This is a genomic window from Nonomuraea angiospora (assembly GCF_014873145.1).
Taxonomy (GTDB): domain Bacteria; phylum Actinomycetota; class Actinomycetes; order Streptosporangiales; family Streptosporangiaceae; genus Nonomuraea; species Nonomuraea angiospora.
Map to the genome: position 1 here is coordinate 9505873 of NZ_JADBEK010000001.1, position 16675 is coordinate 9522547.

Below are 16675 nucleotides of genomic sequence, written 5' to 3' on the forward strand. Positions count from 1 at the left end.
ACGGCATTTACATGGCGCCATCGCCCAGGCAGCGATCTTCGAGGTGCGCGGTACAGGCCCACGGAGCACCCCATAGGCTCTGCCTGTGCTCACCATCGCCTTCGACGTCGGAGAAACGATAGTCCGAGACGACCGTTATTGGGCCTCGTGGGCCGACTGGCTCGACATCCCTCGCCACACCCTCTCTGCGCTGGTCGGCGCCGTTGTCGCCCAGGGCCGAGACAACGCCGACGCCCTCCGTCTGCTCCAGCCCGACATCGACCTTGACGCCGAGTACGCCGCCCGAGAGGCCGCTGGCCGTGGCGAGCGGATAGAGGAGGACGACCTCTATCCCGACGTTCGCCCAGCCCTCATCGCGCTACGCGCAGCGGGCCACCGCCTCGTGATCGCCGGGAACCAGACGGAGCGGGCCGCCGAGCTGCTGCGGGCGCTGCGTCTCCCGGTGGATGCGGTCGCCACGTCCGGCGAGTGGGGCGTCGCCAAGCCCGACCCTGGTTTCTTCGCCCGCCTGATCGAGTTCACCCAGGCCCCACCGGACCACATCGTGTACGTGGGCGACCACCCGGCCAACGACGTCGGCCCGGCCAAGGCGGCAGGCTTGCGCACCGCCCACATCCGCCGCGGGCCATGGGGCCACCTCTGGGCGGGCACGCCGGACGCCGCGGCGGCTGACTGGCAGATCTCCACGCTGACAGAGCTGGCGGCCATTGTCACTTAACCCTGGGTAGTCCTGTCACGAGGCCGCTACAGTCCGGAATGAAGCCTCGCACTAGAGCTCGTAGCGGGCATGGTCGGGATCGCTCCAGATATCGTCCCGTCGCCGTGCCGTACCCTGCAGCCTTCCCATCCCACGGCCGCTCTTCCCCCGCCTCCAGGTGCAGGACCTTGGGAAGGCCGTACAGGCATCGGTCCCTCGCCATCCAGTTCGAGGCCGGGCACCGCAGGGCAGCGCTGGCGCCCGCTTTGTCGCGGCCATGAACAACGGTGACCCCAGGCGATCGACCACGTCTACGAGGACGACGCCGGTCCTCGTCCCGGTGTCCGGCCACCCCGTCGCCGCCCCCGCGTCTCGCCGCCAACCAGCACCTGCAGAGCTTCGGGCTGCCGATCGAGGCGCGTCCGAGACACGTGTACGTGGCCGGTAACATCGCCCTGCTCATCGTGGACCGGTCGATGCGCGGCACGGCACGCGACGGCTCCGAGCTCGACATGAGCGGCACCGCCACCGACGTCGTCCGCCACGGCCCCGACGGCCAATGGCGCTACGTCATCGACAACCCCCACGGCACAGCCTGACCGGCTCAGCGGGCGAACTCGGCCGCATTGTTCCGCGTCCGTCGCCTGTCGGCGCGCGCGGGGCCACCGGTCACCTCCTCGACCGTGTTCGTGTCGGCACCGGCTCTCCGACCGAAATGATCTCGTCGCCTTCGATGAGCACCGTAGTGTCCGGCAGGGCTGGCCGCGGGAGGGGTTGATCATCGCCATAGGCACTGAGGATCGGGCGCAGGGAACCTGTCGAACAACGACAAAAAGCGCATGTAACCGTGGAGTTATCGAGGGGGCTGATCGCTCAAGGCCGTGACCAGCCGGGCGACCAGTACGCGCGTCTCCTCGAAGGAGGCTTCGCTCAGGGCGGGGCTGCCGAGGATCGAGCGCATCACGCCCATGCCGAGCAGGAGCGCCCCCACCATTTCGGCCCGCAGGGCGGGGTTCTCGCCGCCCATCCGCGCGGCGAAGTCGGGCAGGTAGCCCTCGCAGATCTGCGTACGCAACTGGTCGCGGATGGCCGGGTGGCCCGCGGAGCGCAGCATCACCAGGAGTGGGTGCTCGCCGGCGAACTGCTCCCAGTCGGCGAAGACGACGTCGTGCAGCAGCGTGTCGGTGATGTGGGGGAGCGGACGCGCCGGATCGTCCGTGAGGCCGGCCGGGATCTCCACGCGTACGGCCTCCTCGTGGAGTCGCTCCTTCGAGCCGAAGTAGCGGAAGACGAGAGCCGGATCGACACCCACGTCGGCCGCGATCTCACGTACGCCCGTGCCGTCGTAGCCCTGGCGGGCGAAGCGCAGGCGTGCGGCGTCGAGCAGCTTGGCGCGGGTGGCGGCTTTGTCGCGGCGTTTCGGCTGGTTCATGCAGGTCATCATAAGTCATCGATCGTTGACTTAGCAGGTCGCCGGGCCCTAGCATTCTTGTCACCGATCGATGACTTGAGGGGGTTCGGCAATGCGTACCTACGTGATCACCGGCGGCACGGACGGCATGGGCAAGGGCTTGGCGCTGCGGTTCCTGCGCCGCGGGGACAGAGTGATCGCCGTGGCCAGCGGGGAGGAGAAGGGACGTGCCTTACTCGCCGAGGCGCGCGGGCTCGGCGCCGAGGGCAGGGCCGTGTTCCTCCGTGCCGACCTGAGCACCGTCGCGGGGATGCGGCAGGTGGTCGAGGAGGTGGCGGCGACCGCCGAGGCCGTGGACGGGCTGGTGTTCGCGGCCCAGCGGTTCCGCCCCAAGCGCGAAGAGACGGCGGACGGGCTGGAATTCACCTTCGCGCTGGCCTACCTGAGCCGGTTCGTCATCGGCCACGGCCTGATGGAGCACCTGGAACGCGCGCAGGCGCCCGTCGTGATGAACATCGCCGGACCCGGTGGCCTGCCGGGCCGCGTCAACTGGGACGACCTCCAATGGCGCGAGGGCTACACGGGGATGCGCGCGGCGATGCAGTCCTCTCGCTGCAACGACCTGCTCGGAGCCGGTTTCCCCGCCCGCTACCCGGCCGCCCGTACGCGTTATGTCCTCTACAACCCCGGCTTCGTGAACACGAGCATGGCCGACCCGCTGCCGCAACCCAGGCGTGCCGTCACCAAGACGCTCGCCCGGTTCTTCGCGATGCCGGTCGGCAAGGCGATCGAGCCGATCACCGCACTGCTGGACACCGCGCCCGGACCCGCCGTCACCGCCTACATGCGCGGCAAGCCGTTGCCGCTGACCGGCAAGGACTTCGACCCGGCCGCCGCGGCTCGCCTCGACCGCGTGACGACGGACCTGCTCGGACAGATCGCCGCGACTCGGTGACGCGCGCGGCGGTGCGGATCGGGGGAGGGCCGTTCGGGCGGGCGATCGTGATCACGCGGGTCGGGTCGGGCGCTGGTCGGGTCGATCGCGGGGGTGACCGCCGCCAAGCCGCTCAGGCTCGACCCGCCTCTCAGCGGAAGTCGTCCGCGTGGTCGGCGGCCCATTCGGCGAACGTGTGCCCCGGGTGGCCGGTCACCTTCTCCACCACCGTCGAGGTCGGCGCGGGTATGCCGTCACGGGCCGCCCACTGCTTCATGATCACCTCGACGCCGACCGCCGGCACCGTCCGGCCCATCTCCTCCCGCGCCTGCGCCTCCGACACCACCTCGATGTCGATCGGACGCCCGATCGCCTCCCCGATGTGCTCGACCTGCCGCCGCAACGTGAGCGACTCCACCCCGTACACGGTGTACGCCTGCCGCTCGTGCCCGGGCTCCGTCAACGCCGTCACCGCGAGCGCCGCCAGGTCCTTCTCGTGGATGGGGGCGGTCTCGGACTCCGGGTACGGCAGGCGCACCACGCCCCTGGCCCGGATCGTCGCCTGCCACCACCACCGCGTGTTCGTCGCGAACATCCCCGGCCGGATGAACGTCCAGTCCAGCCCCGAGCTCTCCACGGCCGTCTCGACGATCCGGTGCTGCACGGCGATCGGGTTGCGTTCGGAGCCCTCCATCACGATCGCCGCCGACGACAGCAGCACCACCTGCCGCACCCCGGCCGACCTAGCGGCCTCGACGAAGCCCTCGACACCGTCCGGTTTGGCGTACACGAACACCTTCGTGGCGCCCTCCAGCGCGGCCGGCAACGTCTCGGGAAGCTCCAGGTCGGCCGCCACGACCTCCGCGGAATCGGGCAGGCCGCCCTTGCCCGGGTCCCTGCTCGTCACCCGCACCCGTTCGCCGGCCGCCAGCAGACCGGCGGCGACATGGCGCCCCACACTGCCGCGAGCCCCGAAGACCACCATCACCATTGCCGCAGAACCTCCCTAATCCTCGGCCGGGCCGAGCAGCCTGACCAGCTCATCGTGCAAGCGGCGGCGCACCTCGGGCGAGAGCGGCTCGTCGCCGAAGATGTCCCGGACGAACTGCGGCATCGTGATCGGCGCGAACACCACCGCGTAGGCGACCAGCAGCGCGAACGCCGGATCGACCCGCCCGGTGACCTCCCCGTCCGCCTGCCGCCCGCGCATCCGCTCCAGCGACTCGGCCATCCGGGCGCGTTGCGCCTGCGCGTACCGCTGCCCCTCCTCGGCGTCGGCGAACGGGCAGTCGCCCAGCGCCTGCCACACCACCAGCCGCGCCCATTCCGGGTCGTCGAGCGTGCGCGCCAGCTGGGCCCCGACCGACTCCGCGAACGAAGCCGACGCGGCGTCGGACGAGGCCTCGTCCGCCTGCCGGCGCCGCCGCAGCTCCTCCAGCAGCCCCTGCTTGCCGCCGAAGTAGTAGGAGATCAGCTGCTGGTTGACGCCGGCGCGGGCGGCGATCCCGGCGGTGCGCGCGCCGGAATATCCCTTCTCGCCGAACTCGCTCACGGCGGCCCGCAGGATCCGCTCCCGCGTCAGCTCCGCCGCCTTGCCGCGCTCCTCAGGGCGCGGCGCCCTCCGTGCCGCCATGCGTGGAACGGTAGAGCATCAATCATTTGGTTGACAAGTGTCACCTGGATGATTGAGAGCCCGTCAGGCGGTGGGACAACCAGGCGAGGGCGAGCGGGTAGCGGTACTCGATGGCGCCGTGGCCGGCGTCGAAGAGCTCGAAATAGACGTTCTCGTCCTTGACGCCCGCCGCCTCCAGCGCCCGCCGGAACGCCACCGCCCCGAAGTCCAGGAAGTACTCGTCCTTGCTCCCGGCGTCCACCCAGATCGCCCGCATCGATCGCAGGGCCTCGGCGTGCCGGGGGGCCATCAGCACGGGATCCCACGACAGCCAGCGCTCCCACACCTCCGGCACGACGGCGCCGGTGTCGTCGAAGGGCAGGCGTACGGTCCCGTCGGGGTCCGCGGAGTAGGCGGCCGCGTACGCGTACATCTCCAGCAGCTCCAGGTCCCCCTCCTTGGTCCCGGCCAGGCGGCCGCGGAAGTCGGCGAGGAAGGTGTCGTACGAGCCGCCGTACATGTCCCGCAGCCTGCGCGCCACCTCGGGGAACGACGGGCGCGAGCACACCTCGAACAACGCGTCACCGGCGTGCGTGGCCAGCGCCCCGAACACGTCGGGCGCCAGCATCGCGGTGACCATGGCCCCGTAGCCGCCGCTCGACTTGCCGGTGACCGCCCGGTGGTCGCGGTCGGCGATCGTGCGGTAGCGGGCGTCCACCCACGGCACGACCTCGTCCCGCAGGTAGGAGTGGTAGCGCCCGGTGCCGGGGGAGTCGAGGAACTGGCTGCCGCCGAGCGCGGTCCACGCGTCCACGTACACGACGATCGCGGGCGGGGCCTCCCCTGAGGCGAAGACGGCGTCCGCGAGCTCCGGGTACGGCTGCCGGAACGGAGCCCGGTTCAGCCACATGGCGACGTGGCCGGTGTAGCCGAGCAGCACGTAGATCGAGGGGTAGCGGCGGGAGGGATCGTCGTCGTACCCGGGCGGGACGTACACCATGATCGGGCGCTCGTGCGGGTCCCCCAGCGGGTTACCGCGCAGCAGGGCGCTGTCGATGACGTCGTGGTCGAGACGGCCGGCCAGTTCGGCGGACCAGGGCAGCATGAAGAATCCTCTCAGCCGGCGGACGAGGTCACCGTGTCGATGCCCGCCTGCGTGACGGAACGACCGGAGACCAGGACGAGTGTGAGCTTGCGCAGGTCGGCCAGGCGTTCGAGCGGATCGCCCCGGACCGCGATCAGGTCGGCCCGCTTGCCCGCCTCCAGGCTGCCGGTCACCCCGCCCACCCCGCAGGCGTCGGCGGCGCGCACGGTGGCCATCTCGATGATCTCCGCGTGGCCGAACCCGGCCTGCGCGAACACCTCCAGACCGGCGACGTAGCCGTCGGTCTCGTTGGGGATGCCGCCGTTGGCGAACCCGGCGTCGGTGCCCGCGACGAGCCGGATCCCGGCCTCCCGCATGGCGGACACCGTGTGCAGCCAGGCATCGATCATCTCGGGCCCGTAGGTCTCGCGCATCCGCCAGAACACGCCGTGCACCGTGGGGCACACGTACGTGCCGCTGGCCGCGACGAGGTCGGCCAGCTCGGCGTCGTATTCGTGCCCCGACGGGCCGAAGAACGTGCAGTGCTCGACGGTCGTGACGCCCGCCTCGATGGAGCTGCGGATGGAGGCGTGCGCGTGGGCGTGGGCGGCGACGCCCTTGCCGCGCGACGCGGCCTCCTCCACGACGACCCTGAGCTGCTCGGTGCCGTACTGCGGGACCCAGCTCGGCGGCGCGCCCGGCGTCATCAGGCCGCCGGAGGCCATCACCTTCAGGCAGTCGGCGCCCGCCCGGAGGTTCTCCCTGGCGACGCGGCGGATGGCGGGCTCGTCGTCGGCCTCGCCGCCCATGTACCAGCAGTGGCCGCCGGTGATCGTGATGGGCCTGGTGGCGGCCACGATGTGCGGGCCGACGGCCAGGCCCTCCTCGATCGCGTCGCGCAGGGCCAGATCGAGGAAGCCGCGCGAGCCCAGGTCGCGGGCGGTGGTGACGCCGGCGGAGACGAGCTTGCGCGCGTTCTCGGCCATGCGTAACAGCAGGTGGTGGTCGCTCTCGGGGCTGCGCCGCGTCACCGGGTCGACCTTCGCGTCGAACCCCAGGTGGACGTGCGCGTCGATCAGCCCGGGCAGCACCGTGTGGCCCGGCAGGTCGAGGACCTCGGCGGCCTCGCCCCCGCTGCCGCGCGGCCCCACGGAGACGATCCGGTCGCCGTCGAGGAGGACCTCGCCGTCGGCGATCACCTCTCCGGGCCGGCCGGTGAGCACTCTGGCGGCGCGAATGATCCTCATACCGCCAGCCTGCCACGCGCCTTAAGGCGACGAGAAGGAGATCTGAAGCGCGCCCTGCGACCTTGGAGACATCGAACAACCGGAAAGGACGCAACGATGACCCAGACCGCCGAGTACGAGATCAACTGCCTCTTCGACGCCCCCCGCGAGCTGGTGTGGGCCGCCTGGACCGAGCCGGAGCGCTTCTCGCGGTGGTTCGGGCCGCGGATGCTGAGCACGCCGGTCGGCCGGATCACCCTGGACACCCGCCCCGGCGGCGTCTGGCGGGCCACGCTGGTGGGCGAGGAGGGGTTCGAGGCGACGCTGGACGGCACCTACCGCGAGGTGACGGAGCCGGAGCGGCTGGTGTTCACCACGGGCGACCCGGACAACCCGGGCGAGGGCCCGGCGTCGGTGGTCACGATCGACTTCACCGAGGTGGACGGCAAGACGGGGATGCGCTTCCACCAGTACGGCGTCAACACCGACGCCGCGCACGCCGAGCAGGCCAAGGCGGGCTGGATCGAGTTCTTCGACCGGCTGGCCGAGTACCTTGCCTAGCCCTCAGAGCAGGTCGGCCGCCTCGTCGAGCTTGCGGGCGGCGCCCTGCCGGTACGCGGCCGCGAAGGCCTCCTCGCCGAGCGCCTCGCGTACCCTGGCCGCCGCCCGCTCGACGTCGGCCCGCTCGGCCGCCCCCGCGGGGGTCTGGTTGCGCTCCCTGGCGGCGGCCGCCAGCCCCAGCAGGACGGCCGCCTTCTCGGTCGGCCCCGAGGCCGCGGCCGCGCCCTCCACGGCGAACGCCATCGTCCTGACATCGCCCATCCTGCGGGCCGCGGCCAGCGCCTCCACGTGCATCTCCATGGCCGCGGCGGGGTCCCCGCGCAGCTCCGTGAGGTAGCCCAGCTCGATCAGCGTGTCCGGCACGTACAAGGGGGGCTCGACGCCCGGGCCGCGCGGCACCCCTTCGAGCAGCCGGCGCAGGTGCGTCTCGGCCAGATCCAGCAGCCCGGCCCGGCGCGCGGCGAAGGCGAGGCCCATCTCGCCCATGATCGCGCCCTCCACGTAGCCCTGGCTCTGCGCCAGCTTCATGGCCCGCTCGCAGAACTCCATCGACCGGTCGTAGTCGCCGGTCTGCATCGCGATCCAGCCCAGCCAGGCGATGCGCGTGGAGACCTCCGGCCACAGCCCCAGGTCCTCGGCCATCCGCAGCCCTTCGCCGAACAGCCGGGTGGCCCGCTCCGCGTCGGTCGCCATCTCGGCCAGTGACGCCAGCCAGGCGGTGGCCTGCAGCAGCCCCCACCGGTCGCCCAGCTCGGTGAACAGCCGCGCGCTCTCCTCGCCGGTCCGTTCGAGCGCTTCGATGTCGCGCGTCGTGAACGCGTCCCTGGCCTGCCTGGCGAGCGCCGCCGCGACGCCCCACCGGTCGCCGGTCTCCCTGAACGCGGGCAGCGCCCGGCCCACCAGCTCCTGTCCCGTCGGCATGTCCTTGACGTGCATGCCCACGAACAGCTCGGCCCTGGCCCGGTCGCCCGGATCCTCGACCGCCGCCAGCACGGGCTCCCAGTCGACCTCCTCGCCCAGCATGAGCGCGAACCCGGCCTCCCAGGCCGCCGCCCTGGCCCGTACCGGCGAGGCGTCCCCTTCGACGGACAGGGCCGCCGCCAGCGACCGCCGGCCCTCGGCCAGCCGGCCGCGCAGGAACCAGTACCAGGCCAGCGCGTTCACCAGCCGGGCCGCCCCGTCGGCGTCCTTGCCGGCGACCGCCGTGTCGAGCGCCGCCCGCAGGTTGGCGGCCTCCGCGTCCAGGCGCAGCAGCCAGTCCCGCTGGTCGTGCCCGTACAGCTCCGGCTCGGCCGCCACGGCCAGCGCCAGGTAGTGGCGCAGGTGCGCGAGGCGTACCCGGTCGAGCTCGCCCGCCTCCGACAGCCTGGCCCGGCAGTACTCCGACACCGACTCCAGCAGCCGGTACCGGACGCCGGCGGGGGCCTCGACGACGACCACGAGCGAGCGGTCGACCAGGCGGGCCAGCAGGTCGAGCACGTCGAGCTCAGGGGCGTCGCAGACGGATTCGGCGGCCTCCAGCGTGCAGCCGTCGGCGTGCACGGCCAGGCGGCGCAGGACGCGGCGCTCGTCCTCGGACAGCAGTTCCCAGCTCCAGTCGATCACCGCGGTGAGCGTCTGCTGGCGGGCCGGCGCGCCCCGCTGCCCCGAGGCCAGCAGCTTGAACCGGTCGTCCAGCCTGGCCACCACGCCCTGGACGCCCAGCGCCCGCACCCGGGTCGCGGCCAGCTCCAGCGCCAGCGGGATGCCGTCGAGCCGCCGGCAGAGCTGCGCCACGGCCGCCGCGTTGCGCGCGTCGAGCGCGAAGCCGCGGGCCGAGGCCGCGGCCCTGGTGACGAAGAGCCTGACCGCGTCCGAGCGCGCCATGACCGCCAGGTCGGCGCTGCCCGGCACGTCGAGCGGCGGCACGCTCCACAGCACCTCGCCGGCCACGGCCAGCGGCTCCCTGCTCGTGGCCAGGATCCGCAGGTCGGGGCAGGCGCGCAGGAGCGCCTCGGCCAGCTCGGCGACCTGCTCGACCACGTGCTCGCAGTTGTCCAGGACCAGCAGCATCCGCCTGGCCCTGAGCGCGGCGGCCAGCGGCCCCAGCGGGTCGGCGGAGGCCGCGTCCTCCCTGATGTCCAGCGCCGCCGTGACGGCCTCGACGGGGGAGCGGGACGCCTGGTCGAGCGCGACCAGCCAGGCCCCGTCCGCGAACCCGTCCACCAGCCGGTTCGCGGCCTCCAGCGCCAGCCGGGTCTTGCCCACCCCGCCGCTGCCGGTGAGCGTCACCAGCCGTTCGTCGCCCACCAGCGCGCACACCTCGGCCAGCGCCTCGTCCCGGCCGATGAGCTTGCTGACGGGGGCGGGCAGGTTCGTGACGGGGCGGTCGGCGGGCACGCTCAGGGCCGGGTCCTGCCCGAGTATCGCCTGGTGCAGGGCGACCAGCTCGGGTCCCGGGTCCAGGCCGAGCTCGTCGGCCAGCCGGTCCCGCAGCTCGCCGTACGAGGCCAGCGCCTCGCTCTGGCGTCCCGCGCGGTAGAGGGCCCGCATGTGGACGGCGCGCAGGCGTTCCCTGAGCGGATGCCTGGCCACCAGGTCGCCCAGCTCGCCCACCAGCAGCCCGTGCTCGCCCAGCTCCAGCCGCGCCTCTGCGTGCTGCTCCAGCGCGGACAGCCGCTGCTCCTCCAGGCGCAGGATGGCCGACCTGGTGTACTCCTCGTCGGCGAAGTCGGCGTACGCCGGCCCCCGCCACAGCGCCAGCGCGTCGGCCAGCAGCCCCGCCCTGGTCCTCGGGCTGTCACTGGCCTCCGCCCGGGCCAGCAGGGCGGCGAAGCGCGCCGCGTCCACGGCCCCGTCCTCGTGGCGCAGCAGGTAGCCGGGGGCGCGGGAGACGACGAGGTTCTTGCCGCCGGGCTCGGCGTCCTCGAACGCCTTGCGCAGCTGCGAGACGCGCACCTGCAGCGCCCCGGCCGGATTGCCCGGCGGCTCCGCGCCCCACAGGTCGTCGACCAGCCGGTCCGCGGACACGGGATGGCCCTCGTGGACGAGCAGGTCCACGAGCAGCGCCCGTACCTTGAGCCCGGGAACCGTGACGCTCTCGCCGGCGTCCGTCCACACGGCCAGCGGACCCAGCACCCCAAAACGCATGCACGTCACCTTATGCGCGGCCTTAAGCCCACGAAAAGAACATCGGAAGCCCCTTACAGCACTGTGAAGACAACTGAAAGGGGAACGAGATGAACACCACCACGCTGGAGGGCACGCCCACGGGCACCCGCGCCGGCCGCCGGGAATGGACCGGGCTGGCCGTCCTGGCCTCCGTGGCCCTGCTGCTCTCGGTCGACGTCAGCGTGCTCTACCTGGCGCTTCCGCACCTCAGCGCCGGCCTCGGGGCCAGCGCGCCGCAGCAGCTCTGGATCATGGACATCTACAGCTTCATGCTGGCCGGGTTCCTGGTCACCATGGGGACGCTGGGCGACCGGATCGGGCGGCGCCGGCTGCTGATGATCGGGGCGACGGCGTTCGGTGCGGCCTCCGTGGTGGCCGCCTACTCGGTGAGCGCCGAGATGCTGATCGTGGCCCGGGCGCTGCTCGGCATCGCGGGGGCGACGCTGATGCCGTCGTCGATGGCGCTGATCAGGAACATGTTCCACGACGCCAAGCAGATGGGCACCGCGATCGGGCTCTGGTTCAGCTGCTTCATGCTGGGCATGGCGGCCGGGCCGATCGTGGGCGGGCTGCTGCTCGAGCACTTCTGGTGGGGTGCGGCCTTCCTGATGGGGGTGCCGTTCATGGTGGCGCTGCTGGTGGCCGGGCGGACGCTGCTGCCCGAGTACCGCGACCCGAACGCGGGCCGGCTCGACCTCGCCAGCGTCGCGCTGTCGCTCGCGACCATCCTGCCGGTCGTGTACGGGCTCAAGGAGATCACGAGGAGCGGCTGGCACCCGGTGCCCGTGGTGGCGGTCGCGGCCGGGGCGGCGTTCGCCGTGATGTTCGTACGGCGCCAGCGCCGGCTCGCCGACCCCCTGCTCGACCTGCGCCTGTTCGGCAACCGGGCCTTCGCGACCACGCTCGGGACCATGCTGCTCGGCGGCATCGTGATGGCCGGGACGACGCTGATGACCACCCAGTACCTGCAGACCGTCGAGGCCATGTCCCCGCTGGAGGCCGGTCTCTGGCTCGTGCCGCAGAACCTCGCCATGATCGTCGCCCTGACCCTGGCCCCCGCCCTCGCCCGCCGCGTCGGCACCGCGTACGTGATGGCCGGCGGATTCGTCGTGGGCGCGGCCGGGCTGTTCCTGCACACGCAGGTGCCGAGCGCCGGTGGCACCGGCCTGGTCGTGACCGGGCTCGTCCTGGCCTCCGCGGGCATCGCGCTGCCGATGGGCGTGGGCAACGGCGTCATCATGACGGCCGCGCCCGCGGAGAAGGCCGGCTCCGCGGCCTCGCTGTCGGAGACGGGCGGCGAGTTCGGCGTCGCGGTGGGCGTGGCCGCGCTGGGCAGCCTCGGCAGCGCCGTCTACCGCGGGCAGCTCCCCGAGCACCTGCCGGTGGAGGCGGTCCGCGAGAGCATCACCGCCGCGGTGATCGCCGCCAAGGACCAGCCCGACCTGCTGGACCTGGCGCGGGCCGCGTTCACCACGGGGCTCAACACGGTGGCGGTGGTCAGCGCGATCACCTTCATCGGCCTGGCCGCCCTCACCCTCGCGGTCCTCCGGCGCCACGCGGCATGACCCTCCGCACCGCGACTCACGCCGGACCGGCCCCCGGGGCCTGTCCGGCGTCGTCGCGTTTCGCGGTTTCCCGGCGACGGGCGGCCAGCAGCAGCACGGCCGGCACCACCGCGAGCACGAACGGCGACGGCTCGAACAGCGCGGCACCACCCAGCGCCCACACCCCCACCCCGACCCCGAGATAGGCCGGCGGCACCTGCCCCCGCCGCCCGAACCCCACCACCAGCGCCCCGATCAGCGCCAGCGGCACCGCGAAGCTCCCCCAGACCAGCCAGAACGCCCCCACCTCCGGCGCGAGCCGCGACAGGTCCTCCGGCCCCGGCGGGAAGAACCACATGCTCCCGCCGAACCAGCCCGGAATGTGCGCGGCGCTCAGCACGGCGGTGGCGACCAGGTGCACGCAGCCCAGGAACACCAGCATCCCGCCCGCCCGCCTTACGAGAACGGAAGTATCGGAACTCATGGTTCCGAATCCTATAAGCTGGTCCGCATGAGCCAGCCGGTGGGTCGCCCCAGAGACGGACGCGTGGACGAGGCCATCGCCGCGGCGGCCCGCGAACTGCTGGCCGAGCAGGGGTACGCGCAGCTCACCGTGGACGCGGTGGCGGCGCGGGCAGGCGTCGGAAAGGCCGCCATCTACCGCCGCCACGCCACCAAGCAGGCCATGATCTTCGCGGCCGTCATGCACGACCTGGAGCTGGAGACACCCCCCGACACCGGCTCCCTCACCACCGACCTGGCCGCCCTCACCCACGTCATCGCCACCACCCTGAGCGCGCCGCCGCCCGGAGTCGTGCCGGGGCTGCTGGCGGACGTGCACGCGGACGAGGCGATGGCCGCCGCGTTCGCGGGCACGTTCGTCAGAGCCGAGCGCGAGTGCGTGACCGAGGTGCTGGACCGGGCGGTGGCGCGCGGCGAGCTGCCGTCCCGGCCGGATCCCGCGAGGGTCCACGCCATGCTCCTGGGGTCGATCTTCGCCTGGCTCTTCCTCCTGCTGGAAGACCCCGGCCGGCTGGACACCCTGGCGAACACCCTGGCCGCCGACGTGGCCCGCCTCCTGACCGGCAGCACCACCTGACGCTCACTGCGCCTATGGGGCCGCCTCAGCTGGAGGGCGGGGCCTTCTTGGCCGAGCCGCGGTAGCGGTCGGCGTCGTAGCGGCGGTCGTTGTCGTCCAGTTTGGCCTGGGCCGCCTCCACCAGGTCCACGCCCAGCACGTCGGCCAGCCGGATCAGGTAGAGGGTGACGTCCCCCAGTTCGGTGCGTATGCGGGCGAGCGCCTCGGGATCGGGCTTCCCGGACTCCTCGGCCGTGAGCCACTGGAACTCCGCCACCAGCTCCCCGACCTCACCCGCCAGCGCCATCGCCAGGTTCTTGGGCGTGTGGAACTGCTCCCAGTCCCTGACCCTGGCGAACTCGCGCAGGCGTTCGGCGAGGCGTTCCAAGTCCGTCGTCACGTCGCACGACCTTACCCATCACCGCCGGTATGTTGCTGCTCGTGAATGGGGTCGAGCTGTTCCTGTTGGGCCGGACGCTGATGAAGATCGGCGAGGAGGCCATGCCGACCGAGGGCATCGGTGAGCACTCCACGAGCGTGCGCACGGTGCTGATCGTGGTGAGCGATCTGCGCGGACACCCCGACACCACCGTGGGTGAGATCGCCGCCCGCACCGGGCTGCCGCAGAGTGCCGTGTCGGCGGCCATCGCGCGGCTGAGGTCCGTGGGCGCGGTGATCGCCGAGACGGACCCCGCGGATCGGCGGCGCACGATCATCCGCGAGGCGCCCGCGGTGTCCGAACGGGTGACGCAGGTCAGGGACACCCCGATCGACGCCGCGCTGGGGGCCGCGCTGGGCACGGACGACCCGGGGCGCGTGGCGGAGACCGTGGCGGTGCTGGAGGAGCTGGCCGCCAGACTGATCCCCGGGATAATGCATCGAACTTGATGTATCAAATTTGATGGATTAGCTTGGAGGTCATGAACGCAGACATCTTGCGCATGCCGGGCGTCGACCTCTACTACGAGGTGCGCGGCAGCGGTCCGCTCCTGCTGATCTCGCAGAGCGGCGAGGGCGACGCCGGTCGCACCGTTGACCTGGTCGATCGGCTGATGGACGCGTACACGGTGATCACGTACGACCGGCGCGGGCTCAGCCGCAGCACGGTGCCCGGCGCCGGTGTCAGCGTGCGCGAGCACGCCGACGACGCGCATCGGCTGCTGGCCCACCTGACCGACCAGCCCGTGATCATGCTGGGGCAGAGCCTGGGCGCCTCCATCGGACTCCACCTGGCCGTCGAGCACCCCGAGCAGCTCAGCCTGCTCATCGCGCACGAGCCCGTCTCGCCGTGGCTGCTGCCCGAGGCCGAACGCGCCGAGCACCGCAAGGAGCTGGCCGAGCTCCAGTCGCTCTACCGCGAAGGCGGCCTGCCGGCGGCGATCGGCCAGGTGAAGCGGGTGCTCGGCATCACCGAGGACGCCGAGAGCGACCTGACCCCGCAGCCCATCACGCCGCGACGGCAGGCGAACTTCGACTTCTTCATCCGCCACGACTTCACCGCCGTCGTCGAGGACGAGCTCGACCTGAGCGGGTGCCGTACCCGCATCCTGCCCGCGGCCGGGCACGCCACCCCGCACCACGTCTTCGACCGCCGGTGCGCGGCCGAGCTGGCGGAGCTGCTGGGCACGGAGCTGGTGGAGTTCCCGGGCGGGCACAACGGCAACACCAGCCATCCCCGGGCATACGCGGCCCGGCTCCGCGAGGTTCTCCAGTTCGCCGGCTGAATCACCAGTGTCACCCCGTACCTGTACGCTTCCGCGCGTGTCCGAATTATCGGTTTCCGGCTATGAGATCAAGGGTGTGCTCGGCCAGGGCGGCTTCGGGATCGTCTACCTCGCCCTGCAGTCGGCCGTGGGCCGCGAGGTCGCGCTCAAGGTCGACAACCGGGTGCTGCTGTCCGACCGCGACCGGCGCCGGTTCCTGCGCGAGGTCACGGCCGCCGGGGCCCTGTCCGGTCACCCGCACGTCGTGGCCGTCTACGACGCGGGGCTGCTGCCCGACGGGCGGCCGTACATGGTGCTCGAGCTGTGCCCCGGCGGGTCGCTGGCCGGACGCAGGCTCTCGCCGGTCGAGGCGCGTGACGTGGGCGTACGCATCGCCGACGCGCTGGCCGCCGCGCACGCGCAGGGGGTGCTGCACCGGGACGTGAAGCCGGGCAACATCCTGGTCGACCGGTACGGTCAGGTGGCGCTGTCCGACTTCGGGCTGGCCACCATGCCCGCGTCCGGGCCCGAGGCGTCGGTGACGCGCGAGTCCCTGACGCCGTCGTACGCCCCGCCCGAGGCGTTCGAGCTGGCCGAGCCGAGCCCGGCCGGTGACGTGTACGCGCTGGCCGCCACCGTCTACGCGCTGCTGAACGGCCGCCCGCCGCGCTTCCCCGAGAGCGGCGTGCCGAACCTGGCGATGATCCTGGCCCTGCACCGCCTGCCCGTTCCGGACATTCCCGGCGTGCCGCCCCAGCTGACCGCCGTGCTGCGCCAGGCGCTGGCCAGCGACCCGCGCCGGCGCACGCCCACCGCGCAGGCGTTCCGCGACGCCCTCGCTGCCGTCCCGCTCGGACCCGCCCCGGCTCCCTCCGGGGGACGGCACGCCGCGCCGTCGGCCCCCTCCCAGCCGATGCTCCCATCTCAGCCTCAGCCGACGGGGCAGCACCTGAGCCAGCCGGGCCCGCCGCCGGGTGGCCACGCGGACACCGTGCCACCCGCCCGGCGCGGCACCTCGAAGGCGCTGATCTCGATCGCCGCCGCCCTGGCCCTGGTGATCTCGACAGGCGTCGGCGTGGTCGTCTACACGTACGTCACCAGGGAGCCGGGCGGCAAGCACGAGTCGTCTCCCAGCGCTTCGGCCTCCACCCAGTCCACCGAAGAGGCGGAGACCGTGTTCAAGGGGCTGAAGACGTACACGGAGAACTGCCCGGCGAGCAAGGTGCGCGGCGGTGAGGCGGCGTGCGTGCAGGAGTCGGAGTGCTGGGGCGGCCTGGTCATCATCTCCGGCGACACGAAGGCCAGGCGGGTCGGGTGCGAGGAGCGGCACGCGTGGGAGACGTTCGCGGTCGCCCCGATCCCGTCGGACGCCGAGACGTACGTGCAGCAGGACCTCGCCAAGCACCCCACGGTCAAGCGGATCTGCAGCCGGGCGGTGCTCCTGGCCAGCAGGGTCGGGACGGCCAGGAACCTCGGTACGGCCGGATGGATGGTGGACGTGATGCCGCCGACGCAGGCGCAGTTCGAGAACGGCACGCGCTTCCTGCGCTGCATCGGCGGACTGAGCGGCCAGGAGCCGCGCCGGTCCTACTTCCACCGAGGAGCTTGACGGGCTCGCCACGCCGCCCTGACCCTCATGGTGGCGCAGCCCGCGGTGGTCAGGACGGTTAGGCTG

17 protein-coding genes are annotated in these 16675 nt (G+C 72.4%); 9 read left to right on the forward strand and 8 right to left on the reverse strand.

The features are described from left to right. The first annotated feature begins 85 nt into the window (after window positions 1-85). Together H4W80_RS43860 and H4W80_RS61755 are read left to right on the forward strand one after the other, a co-directional pair. A complete protein-coding gene (locus H4W80_RS43860; RefSeq protein WP_192790459.1) occupies window positions 86-718 on the forward strand; it encodes an HAD family hydrolase in 633 nt (210 codons plus the stop codon). A 416-nt stretch (window positions 719-1134) separates the two neighbouring features. Then, the gene (locus H4W80_RS61755; RefSeq protein ID WP_225963985.1) at window positions 1135-1296 is read left to right on the forward strand and encodes a Cif family virulence factor; all 162 of its coding nucleotides are present in this window, start codon (window positions 1135-1137) and stop codon (window positions 1294-1296) included. Window positions 1297-1550: 254 nt separating this feature from the next. Here the strand turns inward: H4W80_RS61755 and H4W80_RS43870 are convergent, their stop codons facing one another. Then, on the reverse strand, window positions 1551-2129 hold the full coding sequence (locus tag H4W80_RS43870) for a TetR/AcrR family transcriptional regulator (protein ID WP_192790460.1): 579 nt from the start codon (window positions 2127-2129) through the stop codon (window positions 1551-1553). Between the two features lie 91 nt (window positions 2130-2220). Between H4W80_RS43870 and H4W80_RS43875 the strand changes: the two genes are divergently transcribed. Next, entirely contained in the window at window positions 2221-3063 is an 843-nt protein-coding gene (locus H4W80_RS43875) for an SDR family NAD(P)-dependent oxidoreductase (protein WP_192790461.1), read from the forward strand. A 130-nt stretch (window positions 3064-3193) separates the two neighbouring features. Here H4W80_RS43875 and H4W80_RS43880 read toward each other — a convergent pair whose 3' ends face one another. Genes H4W80_RS43880 through H4W80_RS43895 form a run of 4 tightly spaced genes read right to left on the reverse strand, consistent with a single transcriptional unit; the run spans window position 3194 to window position 6985 of the window. Further along, complete coding sequence (locus H4W80_RS43880) at window positions 3194-4033, reverse strand: NAD(P)H-binding protein (RefSeq protein ID WP_192790462.1); 840 nt, start codon at window positions 4031-4033, stop codon at window positions 3194-3196. A 15-nt stretch (window positions 4034-4048) separates the two neighbouring features. Further along, complete coding sequence (locus tag H4W80_RS43885; protein ID WP_225963986.1) at window positions 4049-4675, reverse strand: TetR/AcrR family transcriptional regulator; 627 nt, start codon at window positions 4673-4675, stop codon at window positions 4049-4051. Between the two features lie 40 nt (window positions 4676-4715). Beyond that, window positions 4716-5759, reverse strand: a complete 1044-nt coding sequence (locus H4W80_RS43890; RefSeq protein ID WP_192790463.1) for an alpha/beta hydrolase — start codon at window positions 5757-5759, stop codon at window positions 4716-4718. A gap of 11 nt (window positions 5760-5770) precedes the next feature. Next, complete coding sequence (locus tag H4W80_RS43895) at window positions 5771-6985, reverse strand: amidohydrolase family protein (RefSeq protein WP_192790464.1); 1215 nt, start codon at window positions 6983-6985, stop codon at window positions 5771-5773. Between the two features lie 96 nt (window positions 6986-7081). Between H4W80_RS43895 and H4W80_RS43900 the strand changes: the two genes are divergently transcribed. After that, window positions 7082-7525 (forward strand): SRPBCC family protein, encoded by a 444-nt coding sequence (locus H4W80_RS43900; protein ID WP_192790465.1) that lies wholly within the window; start codon window positions 7082-7084, stop codon window positions 7523-7525. A gap of 3 nt (window positions 7526-7528) precedes the next feature. Here the strand turns inward: H4W80_RS43900 and H4W80_RS43905 are convergent, their stop codons facing one another. Continuing rightward, window positions 7529-10654 (reverse strand): AfsR/SARP family transcriptional regulator, encoded by a 3126-nt coding sequence (locus H4W80_RS43905; RefSeq protein ID WP_192790466.1) that lies wholly within the window; start codon window positions 10652-10654, stop codon window positions 7529-7531. An 89-nt stretch (window positions 10655-10743) separates the two neighbouring features. Here H4W80_RS43905 and H4W80_RS43910 point away from each other — a divergent pair, with 89 nt between their 5' ends. Beyond that, on the forward strand, window positions 10744-12240 hold the full coding sequence (locus tag H4W80_RS43910) for an MFS transporter (RefSeq protein ID WP_192790467.1): 1497 nt from the start codon (window positions 10744-10746) through the stop codon (window positions 12238-12240). 16 nt (window positions 12241-12256) lie between these two features. Here H4W80_RS43910 and H4W80_RS43915 read toward each other — a convergent pair whose 3' ends face one another. After that, window positions 12257-12703, reverse strand: coding sequence for a hypothetical protein (locus H4W80_RS43915; RefSeq protein ID WP_192790468.1), 447 nt, complete (start codon window positions 12701-12703; stop codon window positions 12257-12259). A 27-nt stretch (window positions 12704-12730) separates the two neighbouring features. Here H4W80_RS43915 and H4W80_RS43920 point away from each other — a divergent pair, with 27 nt between their 5' ends. Next, window positions 12731-13318 carry a TetR/AcrR family transcriptional regulator gene (locus H4W80_RS43920; protein ID WP_192790469.1) on the forward strand — a complete coding sequence of 196 codons (588 nt, stop codon included), beginning with the start codon at window positions 12731-12733 and terminating at the stop codon, window positions 13316-13318. A gap of 25 nt (window positions 13319-13343) precedes the next feature. On the opposite strand, the gene H4W80_RS43925 is transcribed toward H4W80_RS43920, so the two are convergent. Then, complete coding sequence (locus H4W80_RS43925; protein ID WP_192790470.1) at window positions 13344-13697, reverse strand: nucleotide pyrophosphohydrolase; 354 nt, start codon at window positions 13695-13697, stop codon at window positions 13344-13346. A gap of 29 nt (window positions 13698-13726) precedes the next feature. On the opposite strand from H4W80_RS43925, the gene H4W80_RS43930 reads away from it, so the two are divergent. Genes H4W80_RS43930 through H4W80_RS43940 form a run of 3 tightly spaced genes read left to right on the forward strand, consistent with a single transcriptional unit; the run spans window position 13727 to window position 16609 of the window. Beyond that, window positions 13727-14185: a MarR family transcriptional regulator gene (locus tag H4W80_RS43930; RefSeq protein WP_225963987.1), complete on the forward strand. Its 459-nt coding sequence runs from the start codon at window positions 13727-13729 to the stop codon at window positions 14183-14185. Between the two features lie 32 nt (window positions 14186-14217). Next, window positions 14218-15021: an alpha/beta fold hydrolase gene (locus H4W80_RS43935; RefSeq protein ID WP_192790471.1), complete on the forward strand. Its 804-nt coding sequence runs from the start codon at window positions 14218-14220 to the stop codon at window positions 15019-15021. Between the two features lie 37 nt (window positions 15022-15058). Continuing rightward, complete coding sequence (locus tag H4W80_RS43940) at window positions 15059-16609, forward strand: protein kinase domain-containing protein (RefSeq protein WP_318787332.1); 1551 nt, start codon at window positions 15059-15061, stop codon at window positions 16607-16609. Window positions 16610-16675: the final 66 nt, after the last annotated feature.